At 52.2% G+C, this 17,377-nt stretch carries 15 protein-coding genes; 7 read left to right on the forward strand and 8 right to left on the reverse strand.

The window, feature by feature from the left end; all coding sequences use genetic code 11:
* Positions 1–8: 8 nt before the first annotated feature.
* From mrdA (R3I13_RS08140) to R3I13_RS08155, 4 genes are read left to right on the forward strand one after another with little or no spacing between them, the layout of a single operon-like run.
* Positions 9–1,976, forward strand: a complete 1,968-nt coding sequence (gene mrdA, locus R3I13_RS08140; RefSeq protein WP_346317428.1) for a penicillin-binding protein 2 — start codon at positions 9–11, stop codon at positions 1,974–1,976.
* Between the two features lie 5 nt (positions 1,977–1,981).
* Complete coding sequence (gene rodA / locus R3I13_RS08145; protein ID WP_346317429.1) at positions 1,982–3,268, forward strand: rod shape-determining protein RodA; 1,287 nt, start codon at positions 1,982–1,984, stop codon at positions 3,266–3,268.
* A gap of 44 nt (positions 3,269–3,312) precedes the next feature.
* Positions 3,313–5,277: a penicillin-binding protein 2 gene (gene mrdA / locus R3I13_RS08150; protein ID WP_346317430.1), complete on the forward strand. Its 1,965-nt coding sequence runs from the start codon at positions 3,313–3,315 to the stop codon at positions 5,275–5,277.
* Positions 5,278–5,329: 52 nt separating this feature from the next.
* The gene (locus tag R3I13_RS08155; RefSeq protein WP_346317431.1) at positions 5,330–6,076 is read left to right on the forward strand and encodes an MBL fold metallo-hydrolase; all 747 of its coding nucleotides are present in this window, start codon (positions 5,330–5,332) and stop codon (positions 6,074–6,076) included.
* Between the two features lie 66 nt (positions 6,077–6,142).
* Here the strand turns inward: R3I13_RS08155 and R3I13_RS08160 are convergent, their stop codons facing one another.
* The 8 genes from R3I13_RS08160 to R3I13_RS08195 all read right to left on the reverse strand — a co-directional run bounded on the left by R3I13_RS08160 (position 6,143) and on the right by R3I13_RS08195 (position 12,720).
* The gene (locus R3I13_RS08160) at positions 6,143–6,631 is read right to left on the reverse strand and encodes a hypothetical protein (RefSeq protein ID WP_346317432.1); all 489 of its coding nucleotides are present in this window, start codon (positions 6,629–6,631) and stop codon (positions 6,143–6,145) included.
* A 7-nt stretch (positions 6,632–6,638) separates the two neighbouring features.
* A complete protein-coding gene (locus R3I13_RS08165) occupies positions 6,639–7,259 on the reverse strand; it encodes a hypothetical protein (RefSeq protein WP_346317433.1) in 621 nt (206 codons plus the stop codon).
* Between the two features lie 37 nt (positions 7,260–7,296).
* Positions 7,297–7,848 (reverse strand): sigma-70 family RNA polymerase sigma factor, encoded by a 552-nt coding sequence (locus R3I13_RS08170; RefSeq protein ID WP_346317434.1) that lies wholly within the window; start codon positions 7,846–7,848, stop codon positions 7,297–7,299.
* A gap of 146 nt (positions 7,849–7,994) precedes the next feature.
* Positions 7,995–8,957 carry a transketolase C-terminal domain-containing protein gene (locus tag R3I13_RS08175; RefSeq protein WP_346317435.1) on the reverse strand — a complete coding sequence of 321 codons (963 nt, stop codon included), beginning with the start codon at positions 8,955–8,957 and terminating at the stop codon, positions 7,995–7,997.
* 44 nt (positions 8,958–9,001) lie between these two features.
* Positions 9,002–10,033 carry a UDP-glucose 4-epimerase GalE gene (gene galE, locus R3I13_RS08180; RefSeq protein WP_346317436.1) on the reverse strand — a complete coding sequence of 344 codons (1,032 nt, stop codon included), beginning with the start codon at positions 10,031–10,033 and terminating at the stop codon, positions 9,002–9,004.
* An 11-nt stretch (positions 10,034–10,044) separates the two neighbouring features.
* Complete coding sequence (rfbA, locus tag R3I13_RS08185) at positions 10,045–10,905, reverse strand: glucose-1-phosphate thymidylyltransferase RfbA (RefSeq protein WP_346317437.1); 861 nt, start codon at positions 10,903–10,905, stop codon at positions 10,045–10,047.
* A 134-nt stretch (positions 10,906–11,039) separates the two neighbouring features.
* Complete coding sequence (locus R3I13_RS08190; protein WP_346317438.1) at positions 11,040–12,053, reverse strand: inorganic phosphate transporter; 1,014 nt, start codon at positions 12,051–12,053, stop codon at positions 11,040–11,042.
* Positions 12,054–12,069: 16 nt separating this feature from the next.
* On the reverse strand, positions 12,070–12,720 hold the full coding sequence (locus tag R3I13_RS08195; RefSeq protein ID WP_346317439.1) for a DUF47 family protein: 651 nt from the start codon (positions 12,718–12,720) through the stop codon (positions 12,070–12,072).
* A gap of 235 nt (positions 12,721–12,955) precedes the next feature.
* Between R3I13_RS08195 and R3I13_RS08200 the strand changes: the two genes are divergently transcribed.
* The 3 genes from R3I13_RS08200 (at position 12,956) to R3I13_RS08210 (ending at position 17,295) form a co-directional block, all read left to right on the forward strand.
* Positions 12,956–13,786: a UDP-2,3-diacylglucosamine diphosphatase gene (locus R3I13_RS08200; protein WP_346317440.1), complete on the forward strand. Its 831-nt coding sequence runs from the start codon at positions 12,956–12,958 to the stop codon at positions 13,784–13,786.
* 127 nt (positions 13,787–13,913) lie between these two features.
* Positions 13,914–14,261, forward strand: coding sequence for a hypothetical protein (locus R3I13_RS08205; RefSeq protein WP_346317441.1), 348 nt, complete (start codon positions 13,914–13,916; stop codon positions 14,259–14,261).
* A gap of 202 nt (positions 14,262–14,463) precedes the next feature.
* A complete protein-coding gene (locus tag R3I13_RS08210; protein WP_346317442.1) occupies positions 14,464–17,295 on the forward strand; it encodes a TonB-dependent receptor in 2,832 nt (943 codons plus the stop codon).
* The last annotated feature ends 82 nt before the right edge of the window (positions 17,296–17,377 follow it).

Raw genomic sequence — 17,377 nt, forward strand, 5'->3', positions numbered from 1 at the left:
GTACCTGCATGTCTGTTTTTAATCAGCCCAGAAAAAGAGTCATTCAACTGATCTTCCTCGGCATGGTGAGCCTCATCGTGGTGAGGTTATTCTTTTTGCAGGTAGTGGAAACCAAATACTCCAAACTGGCGGATGCCAACGCGCACCTGCGCAAAGTGATCTACCCGAGCAGGGGCATCATTTACGACCGCAACGGCCGCAGCGTAATGCGCAACGAAGCGCTGTACGACCTGATGGTGACCCCGCGCAACGTAAAAAATATCGACACGGCGTACCTCTGCGAGGTATTGTCTATCACCCGCGAAGAATTCATCAAACGCATCAACGCCGCCCGCATGAAAGAAGGGCCGGTGCGCCCCTCTGTATTTGCCAGCCTGCTAACGCCCGAAGTGTATGGCAAGCTGCAGGAAAGCATGTACATGTTCCAGCCCGGCTTTGAGCTGGTGCTGCGGCCCGTGCGCTCTTACACCTATGGCGTGGGCGCTCACATCCTCGGGTATATCAGCGAAATATCACCTTCCATGCTGGCGGATTCCAGCGGGCGCTACAGCGCTTACCAGCAGGGCGATTACATCGGCAGAACGGGTTTGGAAAATACGTATGAGAACATCCTGATGGGCCAGCGAGGCATCCAGTACCTCGTGAAAGACAACCTGAACAGGCCGCAGGGCCCGCTGGAAAACGGCGAATTCGATACGGCGGCCGTTGCGGGTAAAAACCTCCGCCTCGCGCTGGACATCGATCTCCAGGTATTGGGCGAGGCCATGATGAAAGGCAAGGTAGGCTCCATCGTAGCGATCGACCCGTCTACCGGCGGCATCCTGGCCATGGTAAGCGGCCCCACCTTCGACCCGAACCTGCTTTCAGGCTCCTACCGTTCGCAAAACTACAACAGGCTTTACCTCGATACTACCAAACCTTTCTTTAACCGCGCTGTGCAGGCGGCTTACCCGCCGGGCTCCACCTTCAAGCCCATCACCGGGCTGGTAGCGCTTGACGAAGGCGTGATCACCCCGGACTTCGGCTTCCCCTGTCACGGCGGCTACGGCCTGTGCGGCCGCTTCATCCGCTGTACGCACAGCAATCCCGGTCACGCGGCGAACATGCGCATCGCCATGGCCAATTCCTGCAACTCGTATTTCATGCACCTCTACCGTTTGTCTGTAGACAGCCGCAAATGGGGCGGCGTGGTGAACGGGCAGGTGCAGTGGACCAATTACCTGAACCTGATGGGCCTCGGCCGCAGGCTGGGCATCGACATACCCGGCGAAGTGAGGGGCGTGGTGCCTGATACGGCGAGAATGAACTACGTGTACCGCGGCTCCTGGAATTCCTGCTCCGAAGTGTATGTAGGCATGGGCCAGGGCCAGCTGATATTGACGCCCCTGCAAATGGCCAACGCCATGTGCATCATCGCCAACAGGGGCTACTATTACATCCCGCATTTCGTGGAGTCTATCGACAACGATAAGTCAGACATCCTGAAGAAATACAAGCAGAAGGTATCCGTGGCCGAACATATTTCCGACGAGGCTTTCAGCTCCGTAATACTCGGGATGGAAGACGTGGTAACGAAGGGCACGGCGCGCGGCGCGCAGATCGAAGGGTTTTCCGTATGCGGCAAAACCGGTACTGCCGAAAACAAGGCCAGGATAGACGGGAAGGTAGTGCAGCTGAAAGACCACTCCCTGTTCGTAGGCTTTGCCCCGAGGGAGAACCCGAAGATCGCTATCGCCGTGATCGTGGAGAACGCGGGCTTTGGCGCCACTTACGCGGTGCCTATCGCCAGCATTCTCATGGAAAAATACCTGACGGATACTATCTCCGCCAAACGTATGCCCATTGTGCAAAAGATGATGGAAACCACCACCATGAGCCCGGAAATGCGCGCCAAATCCAAAATGGATTCGCTCAATAATATGTTTACCACTTCTACTGACCGTGACGCACTGTTAAGAAGAATTCTTTCAAAATAAAATACATGAACCGCCCACAAGCGAAACTCACAGCAGGCATCGACTGGCCCATTTTCGGGATGTACCTCGCGCTGGTATTCATCGGCTTCCTGGCCATTTTTGCCGCGGAGTACCGCGAGGGTGACCATGTGATCCAGAACCTTCTTTCACAGAACAAAAACTGGGCGAGGCAGGTGCTGTGGTTCGGCGTGTCTATGGTGCTGGCTTTGGGCATATGGCTCACAGACAGTAAATTTTTTACCGCTACAGCAAACCTGTTATATGCTTTCGGTATACTGTTGCTGCTGGTGGTGCTGGCTATTGGTACGGGTGTGAAAGGTTCCAACTCCTGGCTGGAACTGGGCGGGTTCCGCTTCCAGCCTGCTGAATTCACCAAACTGTGCACCAACCTGGCTTTGGCGAAGTATTTGTCCAGCATGGAAACGGACTTCACCAAAATGCGCGCCCGCCTGATCGCCGCTTCCATGGTGCTGATCCCTTTCGGTCTCATCATTTTGCAGGACGAAACAGGTCTTGCGCTGGTATATTTCTGCTTTTTCCTCGTCATGTTCCGCGAAGGCCTGCCCGGCATCCTGCTGGTGATCGCATTCTCCGCGATCATCCTGGTGCTGTCGGCCTTGCTGGTGGATAAATACGTCCTGCTTTACATCTTTACCGGCATTGCCGCGTTGGTGATCTATTTCATGCGTCGGGAAATACGGCGAAAGCGTTCGCGCCTGGTGATGATCATCGCGCTGTGGGCGTTCTGCTCTGCTTTCGTGATGTTCATTGTGCCGTTCGCCTTCACCAAGGTGCTGAAAGATTACCAGGTGCGCCGCATCGAAGTAATGCTGGGTAAAGAAAACGATCCCAAAGCCACTTACAACACCAGGCAGAGTATGATCGCGATCGGCTCCGGCGGGTTCTGGGGCAAAGGTTACCTCAAAGGCACCCAAACCCGCTTCGACTTTGTGCCGGAACAAAGTACAGACTTCATTTTCTGCACCATCGGCGAAGATTTTGGATTCTTCGGCAGCCTCATATTCCTGGGCCTCTACGTCGCCCTGCTCTTCCGGATCATCTTTATCGCGGAACGGCAGCGATCGACATTCAGCCGCGTGTATGCTTACGGCGTCGCCAGTATCATTTTCTTCCACCTGGCCATCAATATTTCCATGACCATCGGTCTTGCCCCGGTGATAGGCATACCCCTGCCATTGGTGAGCTACGGCGGTTCTTCACTGATGACCTTTACCATGCTCATCTTCATCATGCTGCGCCTCGATGCGGACCGCCAGATGGTGCTGCGCTAACCGGAATAAACTTTAGAGATAGATATTTTTAACAGGAAACCTGCATGTCTGTTTTTAATCAGCCCAGAAAACGGGTGCTTCAGCTGATCTGCCTTGGAATGGTGGCCCTTATTGTGGCCAGGCTGTTCTATTTGCAGGTGGTGGAAACCAAATACTCCAAGCTCGCGGACGCCAATGCGCACCTCCGCAAAGTGATTTACCCCAGCCGCGGTATTCTCTACGACCGCAAAGGCCGCAGCGTAATGCGCAACGAAGCGTTGTACGACCTGATGGTGACCCCGCGAAATGTGAAGAACGTAGACACGGCGTATCTCTGCGAAGTGCTCGGGATAAACCGGGAAGAATTCATCAAACGCATTGCCAACGCGAACATGAAAGAAGGGCCGAGGCGCCCGTCTGTATTCGCCAGCCTGCTTACGCCCGAAGTGTATGGCAAGCTGCAGGAAAGCATGTACATGTTCCAGCCCGGCTTTGAGCTGGTGCTGCGGCCCGTGCGCAGCTATCCTTACGGTGTGGGGGCTAACGTGTTCGGCTATATCAGCGAAATCACGCCGGGTATGCTGAACGATACTTCCGGCAAATACAATGCTTACCAGCAGGGCGATTACATCGGCATGACGGGGCTGGAGCGCACTTATGAGAGTATCCTGATGGGGCAGCGCGGCATACAATATCTTGTGAAAGACAACCTGAACAGGCCGCAGGGCCCACTGGAAAACGGCGAGTTCGATACTGCGGCGGTTGCCGGCAAGAACCTGCGGCTGGCCATGGACATAGAATTGCAGCTGCTCGGTGAAAAGATGATGAAGGGGAAAGTGGGCAGCATTGTGGCGATAGACCCGCAAACCGGCGGCATCCTCGCCATGGTGAGCGGCCCTACCTTCGACCCCAACCTGCTTTCAGGCTCATACAGGGCGAAGAACCTGGGCCGGTTGTTGACGGACACCGTGTCGCCCATGTTTAACCGCGCGATCTCCGCGTCTTACCCACCCGGCTCCACCTTCAAACCCATCACCGGCCTCATAGCGCTGGACGAAGGGATCGTAGGGCCGGACTTTGGTTTCGACTGCCGCGGCGGTTACGGCAACTGCGGCCGCTTCAGCCGCTGCCTGCACAGCAACGCAGGCCATGCGTCCAGCATGAGGAACGCGCTGGCAAACTCCTGCAACGCTTATTTCATGCATCTATACCGCCTGTGCGTAGACAACAGGAAATGGGGCGGCATCGGGGCGGGACAGGCCAAATTCGTGGACTATCTCAACGACATGGGCCTCGGGCGCAGGCTGGGGGTGGACATTCCCAATGAAAAGAGCGGCGATGTGCCAGACACCGCGCGCATGAACAGGCGTTATGCCGGCCAGTGGAATTCCTGCTCTGAAATGTACGTGGGCATGGGCCAGGGCCTGCTGGGCCTTACGCCCCTGCAGCTGGCCAACGCCATGTGCATCATCGCCAACAGGGGCTTTTATTATGTGCCGCATTTCGTGGAAAGTATAGACGACGACCGTTCCGATATACTGAAACAATACAAGGTAAAACATCGCGTAGCCAATATTTCAGACGAAGCCTTCAACTCAGTGGTGCTGGGCCTGGAAGACGTGGTGACGAAAGGCACCGCCAAAGGCGTGCAGATAGACGGCATCGCCGTATGCGGTAAAACCGGTACCGCGGAAAACAAAGCGCGGATCAATGGCGAATATGTGCAGCTGAAAGACCATTCGCTGTTCGTTGGTTTTGCGCCGAAAGACAACCCGAAGATCGCGATAGCCGTGATCGTGGAGAATTCCGGTTTTAGCACCACCTACGCAGTGCCCATCGCCAGCATCCTCATGGAAAAATACCTGACAGACACCATCTCGGCCAAACGCAGGCCCATCCTGGATAAAATGATGGAATCCATTACCATTTCCCCGGAAATGAAAGCCAAATCCAGGCTCGATTCGCTGAACAGCGTGAGCTATATGGCTGCCGCCGGCGACGAGCTTTTAAGAAAGATCATCGCTAAATAACGCGCCGGCATTCATCACGTCATGCCAGGCAGGAATTGTTTATTTTTGCACAATGGCACGAATCATACCGCTTTCGGAAGGAAGTTTTACAGTAGACGGAACCAAGAAATTCATTCCCTACGATGAGCGTAAGGACTCCATGAAAGACCGCAGTGCAGGCTCTTTGCTGGTAGAGATACAACCCTTCCTGGTGATCACAGACCGGGATATCCTGCTGCTGGACACCGGCCTGGGCTTCCGGAATGCGGACGGCATTTTGCAGCTTCACCAGAACCTGATAGGCAACGGCATCAATCCCATGGAAGTGACCAAGGTGCTGATGAGCCATCTGCATAAGGACCATGCCGGGGGCGTGAGCATGGAGGACATTATCACCGGCGAGCGTTCGCTCAGCTTTCCCCACGCCACCTACTACGTGAGCCGCAAAGAACTGGATTACGCCATTGCCAACGACGGGAAATCGTACCTTGCTGAAGAAGTGAACCTGCTGCCTAAGAGGGACAACGTGGTGTTTACGGAAGGCAACGGCACGATAGACGGGTATATCCATTATGAGCACAGCGGCGGGCATTGCCCTTACCACCAGGTGTTCCTTATAGACGACGGTGAGGGTAAGATATTTTTCGGGGGAGACGAGGCGCCGCAGATCTCCATGATGCGGAGCCGCTTTATCGCGAAATACGATTACGACGGGAAAAAAACAATGGAGTTGCGCCAGCAGTACATGGAGCGGGGAAAGGCGGAAGACTGGACCTTTCTTTTCTATCATGATACCAAGCTGCCGACCACTAAATTTTAATAAAAAAGCCAGCCCAAATGGGCCGGCCGCTTTTTTTCCTACATATTTATTGATGATAATTATTGTCTATTTATGGCGCCGCATCATGCGGTTGTCTTTTCTTTCTTTGAGCTGGCGGATCATCATGCCCCTGAATTCCCTTTCCGCGCGGTAAAGGTTGCTCACTTTGCGGGCGGGCAGCACCTTCATGAATTCCTGTTTATAACGGGTGCGGATGTCCAGCATCTTTTTTTCATAGCCTAGTTCCTTGTCCATGGCTTCTTCGGCCACCTGGTCGGTGCGGGGCACGTTTTTCAGTTCCTTTGCCTTTTTCCTGCGCTCGGCGATCAGCTCATTCACTTCCTTGGTATATTTATTATACACCGGCCAGAATTTCTGGGCTTCTTCGGGCGTCAGGTCCAGCTCCTTGGAGATGTAAAGCAGCTCCAGGGATTTGATTTTATCCTGTTTGGCGGCGTCTTCCTGTTGAACGTCCTGCGCGTGCAGGTTGCCGGCGGGCAGCCAGGCCATGCAGAAAAATGCCAGCACTAACCATATCAGCTTACGTCGATTCATTCTTGCATTAATTAAAGGGTGTTTCCTGTAAAATATTCTCTTCCAGCATCTTGTCTATCTCTTCATTGGTCAGCTCTTCGGGCAGTACGGAAGGGAGTTCTTCGTCCAGTGAAACATTTGTAAAGATATTCTCATTATCAAATTCGTCTGTATTGTATTGAAGGTAATCCACGATCTCCTGGTCGCTGATCTGCGCCAGCTGGCGGTCTAACGCGCTGCCGGAGTATTCCTTCGCCAGGAACACCGCGCCCACGCTGATCACGCCTGCGATGGCGGCAGCTACCAGGCAGCGTTTGAATAGCCTGATGCGCTTGTTCAGCGGCAGTATCTTCGCTGTGGGCTCGGCTTCACGGTTCAGCACCATCTCTTTATCCAGCTCGCTGAAATACCCGGCAGGCATATAATAAGGCGTTTTCCGGGGCATAGCGGCCAGCAGGGGAGAGAGTTCTTCCAGCTCGCGGGAAACTTCCTCAGCGTTCTCCATCCGGTGAATGCGGGCCATCAGCTCGCCGGGGAACCGGTTAAAGTACCCGTGCGGCAGGTCAAACTCCGGCGGATGACCCAGGGGGCCTAATTCCGGAGCGATCTGTCCTAACTCCTCTACTATTTCTTTTCCTTTGGGCGTCATACTATTAAGACGTTATTTATCCCTGATGGTTTAAAAATCAATTATTTTTCAGGAAATCTTCCACCTTTTTTACCGCATGATGATAGGAAGCTTTCAGCGCGCCTTCGGAAGTATCCAGCACCCTGCTCATTTCTTCATATGGCATTTCATCGTAATAACGAAGGTTGAATACGGCCCTTTGTTTTTCCGGAAGGCTGAGGATGGCATTCTGTAATTTCCATTCTATTTTACCTACGTCGTAATGCGGGTCCGACTGCAGTTTGTTGGCCAGCCCCGTTTCCACGTCAGACATGGAGATGGCCGATTTGCGCTTTAGCTGCTCCAGGAATGTGAGGCATTCGTTGGTGGCAATTTTATACAGCCAGGTATATAAGCGGGCATCCTCCCGGAAGTTTTCCAGGCTTTTCCATACCTTGATGAATACGTTCTGCAAAACATCGTTGGCGTCGTCGTGGTCTATCACCAGTCGCCTGACATGCCAGTACAACCTTTCCTGGTATTTCCGCACGATGAGCGTAAATCCCTTTTCCTTTGTATCCGGTTCCCTGAAAAGCGCCAGTAGTTCTTTATCTTCTTGCGTTACTGCCATAGGCGGTTAAACAGTGTGTTGTTGTATCCATGGAGGATGTATAGATTATATAAATATACCATTATCCACGGAATCAGCTTTCCTAAACGGAAAAAACCATCACTAGGATGGTTTTTTCAGCATAAGGTTTAACGCCCTGATAAATTTTAACCTTTTTTACGGGCAATGGCTTTTTCGGCCGCTTCCACGATCTGCGGGGTATCCAGGCCGTATTTTTTCAGCAGGTCCGTAGGTTTGCCGCTTTCGCCGAAGGTATCGTTGGTACCGATGTATTCGATGGGAATGGGCAGGTGGCGGGCTGCAACCTGCGCAATGCTGTCTCCCAGGCCGCCCAGCACGTTGTGCTCTTCGGCGGTCACTGCGCAGCGGGTTTTGGTGATGGATCTGATCACGGCTTCCTCATCCAGCGGTTTGATGGTGTGGATGTTGATCAACTCCACGCTGTAGCCTTTTTCTTCAAGGATACGGCCTGCTTCCACGCACTTCCACACCAGGTGGCCGCATGCAAACAGGGTGACGTCGGTGCCTTCGTTCAGCACCTGGGCTTTGCCGATCTCGAATTTCTGGTCTTCAGCAGTAAAATTCGGCCATTTCGGACGGCCGAAACGGAGGTATACCGGGCCTTCATAGTCTGCAATGGCTATGGTGGCTGCTTTGGTCTGGTTAAAGTCGCAGGGCACGATCACGGTCATACCGGGCAGCATTTTCATCATGCCGATATCTTCCAGGATCTGGTGGGTAGCCCCGTCTTCCCCGAGGGTAAGGCCGGCATGGGATGCGCAGATCTTCACGTTTTTGCCGGAATAGGCAACGCTCTGGCGGATCTGGTCATACACGCGGCCGGTGGAGAAGTTGGCAAAGGTGGTAGTATACGGGATCTTGCCGCCGATGGTCATACCCGCCGCCACGCCGATCATATTGGCTTCGGCGATGCCGCATTGTACAAAGCGGTCGGGGAATTCCTTGATGAATGCCTGGAGTTTCATGGAGCCCAGCAGGTCCGCCGTCAGCGCAATCACGTTGGGATTCCTTTTGCCTGCTTCAAGGATGCCTTCGCCGAATCCGCCGCGGGTTTCCTTTTCGTTCAGTACTTGTATATCTTTTACCATAATGCCGATAATTTATAAGCCGCAAAGCTAGTAAAATAAACTTTTTAATTATTCAAAACCCTGTCCCTCAGCGCCACTTCCCACTGCCAGGCCGTGCGCATCATGTCTTCGATGCCCGATTTCGGCTCCCAGCCCAGTTCTTGGCGGGCTTTGGTGTTGTTGGCGTAGATAGCGATCACGTCGCCGGGGCGCTCGGCGCCCAGCTCATAATTCAGCTTCTGGCCGGATATTTTCTCGAATGCGTTAATAGCCTCCAGTACGGTCACGCCGGTGCCGGTGCCGAGGTTGAACACTTCCAGGTTGGCGCTGTTGCGTTTGTCGATCAGGTATTGCAGCGCCTTGGTGTGGGCGTTTGCAATGTCCATCACATGAATATAATCGCGGATGCAGGAGCCGTCGCGGGTGGGGTAGTGGGTGCCGAAAACGGTCACTTTCGGCAGCTTGCCGATAGCGGTCTGCGTGATCACCGGCACCAGGTTGTCCGGCTTGCCCAGCGGCAACTCGCCGATCAGCGCGGAGGGATGTGCCCCCACGGGATTGAAGTAGCGCAGCAGGATGCTCTGGGTGGGATTCACACGGCTGTAGTCTTCAATGATCTGCTCGCCCATCTGTTTGGTGCGGGCGTAGGGAGACTGGGCTTCGCCAAGCGGCGTTTCCTCCACCACCGGCAGTTCCGTGGCATTGCCGTACACGGAGCAGGAAGAAGAGAATACGAAATTGGGGATATTGAATTCCTTGATGCATTTCAGTACGTTCACCAGCGAGGTAATGTTGTTCTGGAAATAGAACAGCGGGTCGTTTACAGACTCTCCCACGCTTTTGAGGGCGGCGAAGTGGATCACGCCCACGATGTCGCGGTTTTCGTGGAACACGGCATGGGTGTCTTCCAGGTTGCACAGGTCCACTTTGTAATTGCGGACTTTCTTCCCGGTGATCTTTTCCACCCCTTCAAGCAGCTGGGTGGAGCTGCGGATGTTGCTGTCTACAGACACTACGTCGAATCCGTTGTTGATCAGGTCTACGATGGTATGCGAGCCGATGTATCCGCAACCTCCGGTAACGAGGACTTTTTGCATAATATAGAGCGTTATTTTATCAGGTTCATCAGGTAAGTGCCGTACCCGCTTTTTACGAGGGGTTTGGCCAGTTCTTCCAGTTGCGCTTTGTTCACAAAGCCTTTACGGTAGGCGATCTCTTCGATGCAGGCGATCTTGATGCCCTGCCGCTGCTCGATCACCTGTACGAACTGGGAGGCCTGCATCAGGGAGTCGAAAGTACCGGTGTCCAGCCAGGCGGTGCCGCGCGGCAGGATGGATACTTTAAGTTTTCCCCGCTTTAGGTATTCCCTGTTCACGTCCGTGATCTCATATTCCCCGCGGGGGCTGGGCTGCAGCCCGGCGGCTATATTCACTACTTCGTTGTCGTAAAAGTACAGTCCGGGCACCGCATAGCTCGATTTCGGCTTCTCCGGCTTCTCTTCGATGCTGACGGCCTTCATATCCTGGTCGAACTCCACCACGCCGTAGCGTTCGGGGTCTGATACCTGGTAGGCATATACGATCCCGCCGTCCGGCTCTGTATTGTTGGCCAGCTGCGTGCCGAGGCCCGCGCCGTAAAAGATATTGTCTCCCAATACGAGGGCAACATTGTCGCTGCCGATAAAATCGCGGCCGATCACAAAAGCCTGGGCAAGCCCGTTAGGCACAGCCTGTTCGGCATAGGAAAGCTCCAGGCCGTATTGGCTTCCATCTCCAAAGAGGCGTTGAAAGGCGGGCAGGTCGCGCGGGGCGCTGATGATGAGTATTTCCCGGATACTGGCCAGCATGAGGGTTGAAAGGGGATAATAGATCATCGGCTTATCATACACAGGCATGATCTGTTTGCTGATGGCGTATGTGATGGGATGCAGGCGGGTCCCGGAACCTCCTGCGAGAATAATTCCCTTCATGGACTTTCAACTATTTGGAGGCACAAAAATAGGTGGTCTGATCTATTTGCCATAAACAATTTGTTATTAACATGAAAAAAGCCGCCCCGAATGCTTTCGGGACGGCTCCAGTTATTTCAGGCCTCAGCTTCTGACTAGAGGATCAGGTTGACGATAAAAAACACGCCGGCAGCGAGCAAAGCGCTGATGGGAATGGTCAGTATCCAGGCCCAGAGCAGGTTTACAGTTACCCCCCAGCGTACGGCGGAAAGGCGTTTGGTGGCGCCCACCCCGATGATGGCGCCGGTGATGGTATGGGTTGTGCTCACCGGGATACCGAAGCTTTCCGTGAGGTAAAGGGTAACGGCGCCCGCGGTTTCGGCGCTTACGCCTTCCAGTGGCGTTACCTTGGTGATGCGGGTGCCCATCGTTTTCACGATCTTCCATCCGCCGCTAAGCGTACCGAGGCCGATAGCGGTGAAGCAGGCAAACGGCACCCAATCCGGCACGTCTGTGATGGTTTTTACCCCGGGGATGCCGCCGTGTGCCACCATGGCAGCAGCGATGATACCCATTACTTTCTGAGCGTCGTTGCCGCCGTGACCCAGCGAAAAGGCCGCGGAAGACACCAGCTGCAGGCGTTTGAACCAGTTTTCGGCCCGGTAGGGATTGGCCCTTTTACAGATGTTCACAATAATGACCGTGATAACAAAGGCTACCACCATGCCTATGAAAGGCGCCAATACAATGAAATATACTGTGGGCAATACTTTGGCGTAGTTGATCACGTCGAAGGAGCCACCGGCATTAGCTACGGCAGCACCAATAAAACCGCCGATCAGCGTATGGGAGGAACTGGAAGGAATACCGTACCACCAGGTAAGCAGGTTCCAGGCAATAGCGGCCACAAGCCCGGAAAAGATCACCTTAAGGGTGATGGCATTCTCAAAAACGGACTTGGCAATGGTGTTACCCACCTTGAATTCCCCGTAAATGTATTTGGAAACGAAAAAGGCTGCAAAGTTGAAAAGGGCCGCCCACAGCACCGCCTGGAAGGGGGTGAGCACCTTGGTAGACACAATGGTGGCAATGGAGTTGGCCGCATCGTGGAAACCATTGATATAATCAAAAATGAAAGCCAGTATGATGATTACTACTAGAAAAGCCATGGGTATGAGTTTGCGGCTATGCGTATTTGATGATGATGGTTTCTATCACGTTGGCGGAGTCTTCGCACTTGTCTGTAGCGATTTCCAGCGCCTGATAGATCTCGCGCATCTTGATCAGCTCCACGGCGTTGCTTTCCTGCTCAAACAGGTCGGCAATAGCGCGGTCGTAGATGTCATCCGCATGGTTCTCAAGGCTGTTGATCTTTACACAGGCATCGGTGATCACCCTCATATTGCTCATGGTGCGCATTTCGGGAATAGCGCGGGCCAGTTCCTGAACGCCCTGGTTGATGAGGTCCGCCAGCTTACGGATGCTGTCGTTCATCTCGTTTACCCTGTAAATATCAATACGTTTGGCTGAACCGTGGATGTAATCCGCCACGTCGTCCAGCGTGGAAGCCAGGTAGTGGATATCTTCCCGGTCGAAAGGGGTAATGAAGTTCTGGCCCAATTCTACGAAAATACGATGGGTATAGTCATCGTTCTTATGCTCCAGCCGCTCGATCAGGTGCACTTTGTCCTTCCTGACAGTCATATCCTTCGTTTCAACGAGCTCAACGAGCACCTGGCCCATTTCTACCAGGTTAGCCGCCACGTCTTCAAAAAGTGAATAAAACACCCTGTCTTTCGGCATGAACAGTTTAACAATAGAATTAAAGCCTCCCATATTTGATTGTTGTTAGTTGAGAAAATTTGCCGCAAAATTAGCTTTCTGTAGGAATAGGAGCCAAGAAATTTTGAGAATTAATGTTTTGGTAACACTGGATTAATATAAAAGTAATATAGCAATTTTTCCTTTGCATAAGAAAAAGGAGAGCTCCCGGTACCTTCAAACACATGGATAACAAACTTTATATTAAATAGTTTGATCAAGTCCTGGATTTTCTCCGAATAACTGAAAGATGTCCGAAAAACGCCCATTAGATATAGTTGTCATCTCCGACGTACACCTCGGGATCTACGGCTGCCATGCAAAGGAACTCGTCCAGTACCTGGACTCCATCGACCCGCGCATTCTCGTGCTCAACGGGGATATCATCGATATCTGGCAATTCAGCAAACGGTATTTCCCGAAATCCCATACCAAGGTGATCCGCCGCATCCTTAAAATGATCGGCAAAGGCACCGAAGTATATTACCTCACCGGCAACCACGACGAAGCCCTGCGCAAATACGCCGGTTTCGGCCTCAGCAATTTTGTGATAGACAATAAGCTGATCCTGGACGTAGACGGTAAAAAACACTGGTTTTTCCATGGGGACGTGTACGACGTGACCATGAAAAACTCGAAATGGCTGGCCAAACTCGGCGGAAAAGGGTACGATTTCCTTATTATCCTCAACCGCCTGGTGAACCACCTGCTGGAGAAACTGGGCCGGGAGAAGATGTCTTTTTCCAAAAAAGTGAAAGAAAGCGTGAAACAGGCCGTGAAATTCATTTCCGATTTTGAACAGACCGTGGCGGAGATCGCGGCAGATAAGCAGTTCGACGTTGTGTGCTGCGGCCACATCCACCAGCCGGAGATCAAACAGATGAATTACAACGGCAAAGCCATCACTTACCTGAATTCGGGCGACTGGGTAGAGAGCCTCACGTCCCTCGAATACCACCAGGGCGAATGGAAACTGTACCAGCACGCGCATAAAAAAGCCCACCTGCCGGAAGAAGAAGAGGAAACCAGCCTGCCGGAATGGGCTGCGGTTGCTAAAGTGGTCACTTTCCCTGCACCCTGACCGTACAATTAAGAACCAGGGAATTACATCTAAAATTAACCTTGCGGTAATATTTAATTAACCTTGCTAACGTAAGTTTGAGAAACCAGCTAGAATATTGATGAAGACGCTCAAGTTACATCCATTAATGACGATATCCTTATTACAGATGCAGATACAGCGGTTGCTTCATTGCAACGCGGCCGTGTATATCCACCATTCCCTGGCCAATGCATTTGATACCCTCCGCGAAGCGGGGCTGGAAGAGGACGTCATGGTGGAACACCCTATCGATGAAACCCTCAGCCTCCGGGAATTTGAAGAAGAACTGGAAGAAAAGTTCCACTTTACCCTTGAGCTGTGCAATCAGGACTCGAAACCATTCATGAATAAAAGCCTGCGGCTTTTCCAGATCACGCCTTGCAGCGGGAACGGGGCAGACCGGGCGCTCGACATATCCATCGAGCAACTGGGCAGGCAAAGTAAAGCCAGTTGAAAACCCTTTTGATTGAATACTTTCCGGCCGGTTCACCGGCCCGTCCTACAACACCTATACCTTGACCTTGCTGTATTCCCGGCCTCCCCGGGAGACTTAACGATTTTTTAATCATTTCTTAACAATTAACATTCTGGTAATATTGGCTTAACATAGGCGTAATAGCGCGACGGTAGTTTTGCGGCATAAATCAACATAGATCGTGAAACAAAGCATTATCGTTGTACAATTAATCGGGATTTTATTACTGGGATGTTTCAACGTCCAGGCACAAAACAACACCGGGAAGGTATCCGGTAAACTGACTGATAAAAAAACAGGCGAGCTGCTGATCGGCGTTACAGTGCTGGTGCAGAACACTTCCAAAGGCGCCGTTACAGACGTGGAAGGGCGTTACATCCTCCAGCTGGAGCCCGGCACTTATACCCTTGATTTCAAATACATGGGTTACCAGACCAAATCCATTTCAGAAGTAGTAGTGAAGAACGGCCAGGTGACCACATTGGATATCGCGTTGGACGAACCTAAGTCAAAAGAGCTGAAAGAAGTGGTGATCCGTGGTTCATATAAACAGGAAACCATCAACGCGCTGTATGTTGCGCAGAAAAATAACCCCAGCATTTCCAGCGGTATCTCAGGCGAAAGCATCCGCCGTTCGCCGGACCGCAATACCAGCGAGGTGCTGAAACGCGTGAGCGGTGCGAGCATACAGGATAATAAATACATTATCGTGCGCGGCCTCAGCGACCGTTACAACACCGCTACCATCAACAACGCCATCCTGCCCAGCACCGAGCCTGACAGGAAAACGTTCTCCTTCGACATCATCCCTTCCAACCTCATCGATAATATCGTGATCAACAAAACCGCATCGCCTGAAATGCCCGGTGAATTTGCCGGCGGCCTGGTGCAGGTTTATACGAAAGATATTCCTACCGAAAATTACATTTCCATAAGCCTCGGCTACGGCTATAACTCCCAGAGCACATTCAAAGACACGAAAGGCATGGAGCGCGGCAAGAACGACTGGCTGGGTTTCGACGATGGCCTGCGTGACCTGCCTGCATCGTTCCCCTCTTCCCGCAGCAAATACGCTACTTTGACGCGGGATAAACAGTTGGGCATTACCCGGGATTTTAAAAATTCTTTTGGCACGCAGAACTTCGGCAGTGCATTGCCTTCACAGAACTACCAGCTTACCTGGGGCAACCGCATCCGTTTGAAAAAAGACGGTTCATTCGGCAGCATTATCAGCCTTACCTATCGTAATGCTGAAAATATACAGCCCGGCAACCGCTACGACTACGACTCCAGGAAAGCAGCCAGCTATAACTTCACCGACAACATTTATAAATACAATACCAGCATCGGCGCCATCGCCAACTTCACCTATGTGAAAGGCAATAACAAGATATCCTTCAAGAATATCTTCAACCGTATGCTGGACAATAATTTCACCGACCGTGCCGGCGTAAACTACGATAACACCCAGGACCTGCAGGTAACCAGCCAGGAACTGGTAATGAAGACCCTGCTGAACTCCCAGCTGGAAGGCAGCCACAAGCTGAACAAAAAAGACTGGAAACTGGACTGGAACCTGAACTATTCATTGATAGACCGCGACCAGCCGGATATGAAAATATTGTCTTACGGTAAATCCCTCGGCACTGCCGAACCTTATGAGGCCCAGGTGCCTTTCGGCTCTGCATCAAGACAGGCTTCCCGCTTTTATTCCCTGCTTACGGAAGACAATATCGGCGGTACTGCTTCCCTGACCGTTCCTTTTACCATTTCAGATGTGAAGCAGAGCGTGAAGATAGGCGGCCAGAAGCTTTTCCGGCAGCGTGATTTCAAAGCCAGGGTATTGGGCTACATCTGGTCTACTTACACAGGTTACAACGAATCGCTGAAATTCCTTTCGCCAGACAAGATATTTGCTGACGAAAATATAGTGGACAATGGTTTCGTGATGAACGAGATCACCAACAACTCCGATAAATACTCTGCTGAGTCTGACCTGATGGCCGGTTATGTGCAGTTCGACAACAAGATCGGCGACAAATGGAGGATCGTTTGGGGGGGCAGAGGAGAGTCTTATTACCAATATATCAAAACCGCGGATGCAACCGGTAAGTCCATAAAAAAGGACATCACCTGGTTCGATTTCCTGCCTTCCGCGAATATTTCTTATTCACTGAACGAAAAATCCAACCTGCGTTTGTCCGGTTCCAGAACAGTAAGCCGTCCTGAGCTGCGTGAGCTGAGCAATTTCACCTATTACGACTTCGTTACCTACAGCACCGTGCAGGGTAACCCGGACCTGAAACGCGCCAATATCACGAACCTCGACTTCCGTTATGAACTTTACCCTGGCGTGGGCGAAGCCATTACCGGTTCCGTGTTCTACAAACGATTCAAAGACGCCATCGAGCAATATGTGGATCCGGGATCCACCCCGAACAGGCGCCAGCTGCTGTTCAGGAACGCGCCGACCGCTTCCGCCCTTGGCTTTGAAGTGGAAGCGAGGAAAAAACTCGACTTTATCAGCTCCGAGCCTTTCTTTGACCGCATGACCGCGTTTACCAACTTCTCTTACATCCACTCCACGGTAGATCTGCAGGGATATACATCTGACGGTAATGCCCGTGCGCTCCAGGGCCAGAGCCCTTACCTGATCAACGCAGGATTGCAATATGCCGCTGAAGATAATGACCTCGTGATCGGCGTACTGTACAACAGGATCGGCCCCCGCATTTACCTCGTTGGCTTTGAAGATTACCCGGACATCTACGAGAATGGCCGCAACATCCTCGACTTCCAGGTGGCTAAAAGAGTGATCAGGAAAAAAGGAGAGCTGCGCCTCAACGTAAGCGACATCCTGAACAATGCAGCTATCTTCTACCAGAACCCTGTAGGCGCGGACAAAAAGAGCTATAAGAAAAACAGCGACGACCAGGTGATCAGCACCTTCAAATACGGTACTAACGTGTCGCTGACATTCTCTTATCAATTTGGATTAGGAAAAAAGAAATAACAAATATGACAACAGCAGGCGCCTTAATGATTTGGTAACACTTTGTTAAAGTGCCTGTAACATTCAACCAACACCTTTGCGG

Origin of the sequence: Chitinophaga sp. YIM B06452, assembly GCF_039655965.1 — a bacterium.
Classification (GTDB): domain Bacteria; phylum Bacteroidota; class Bacteroidia; order Chitinophagales; family Chitinophagaceae; genus Chitinophaga.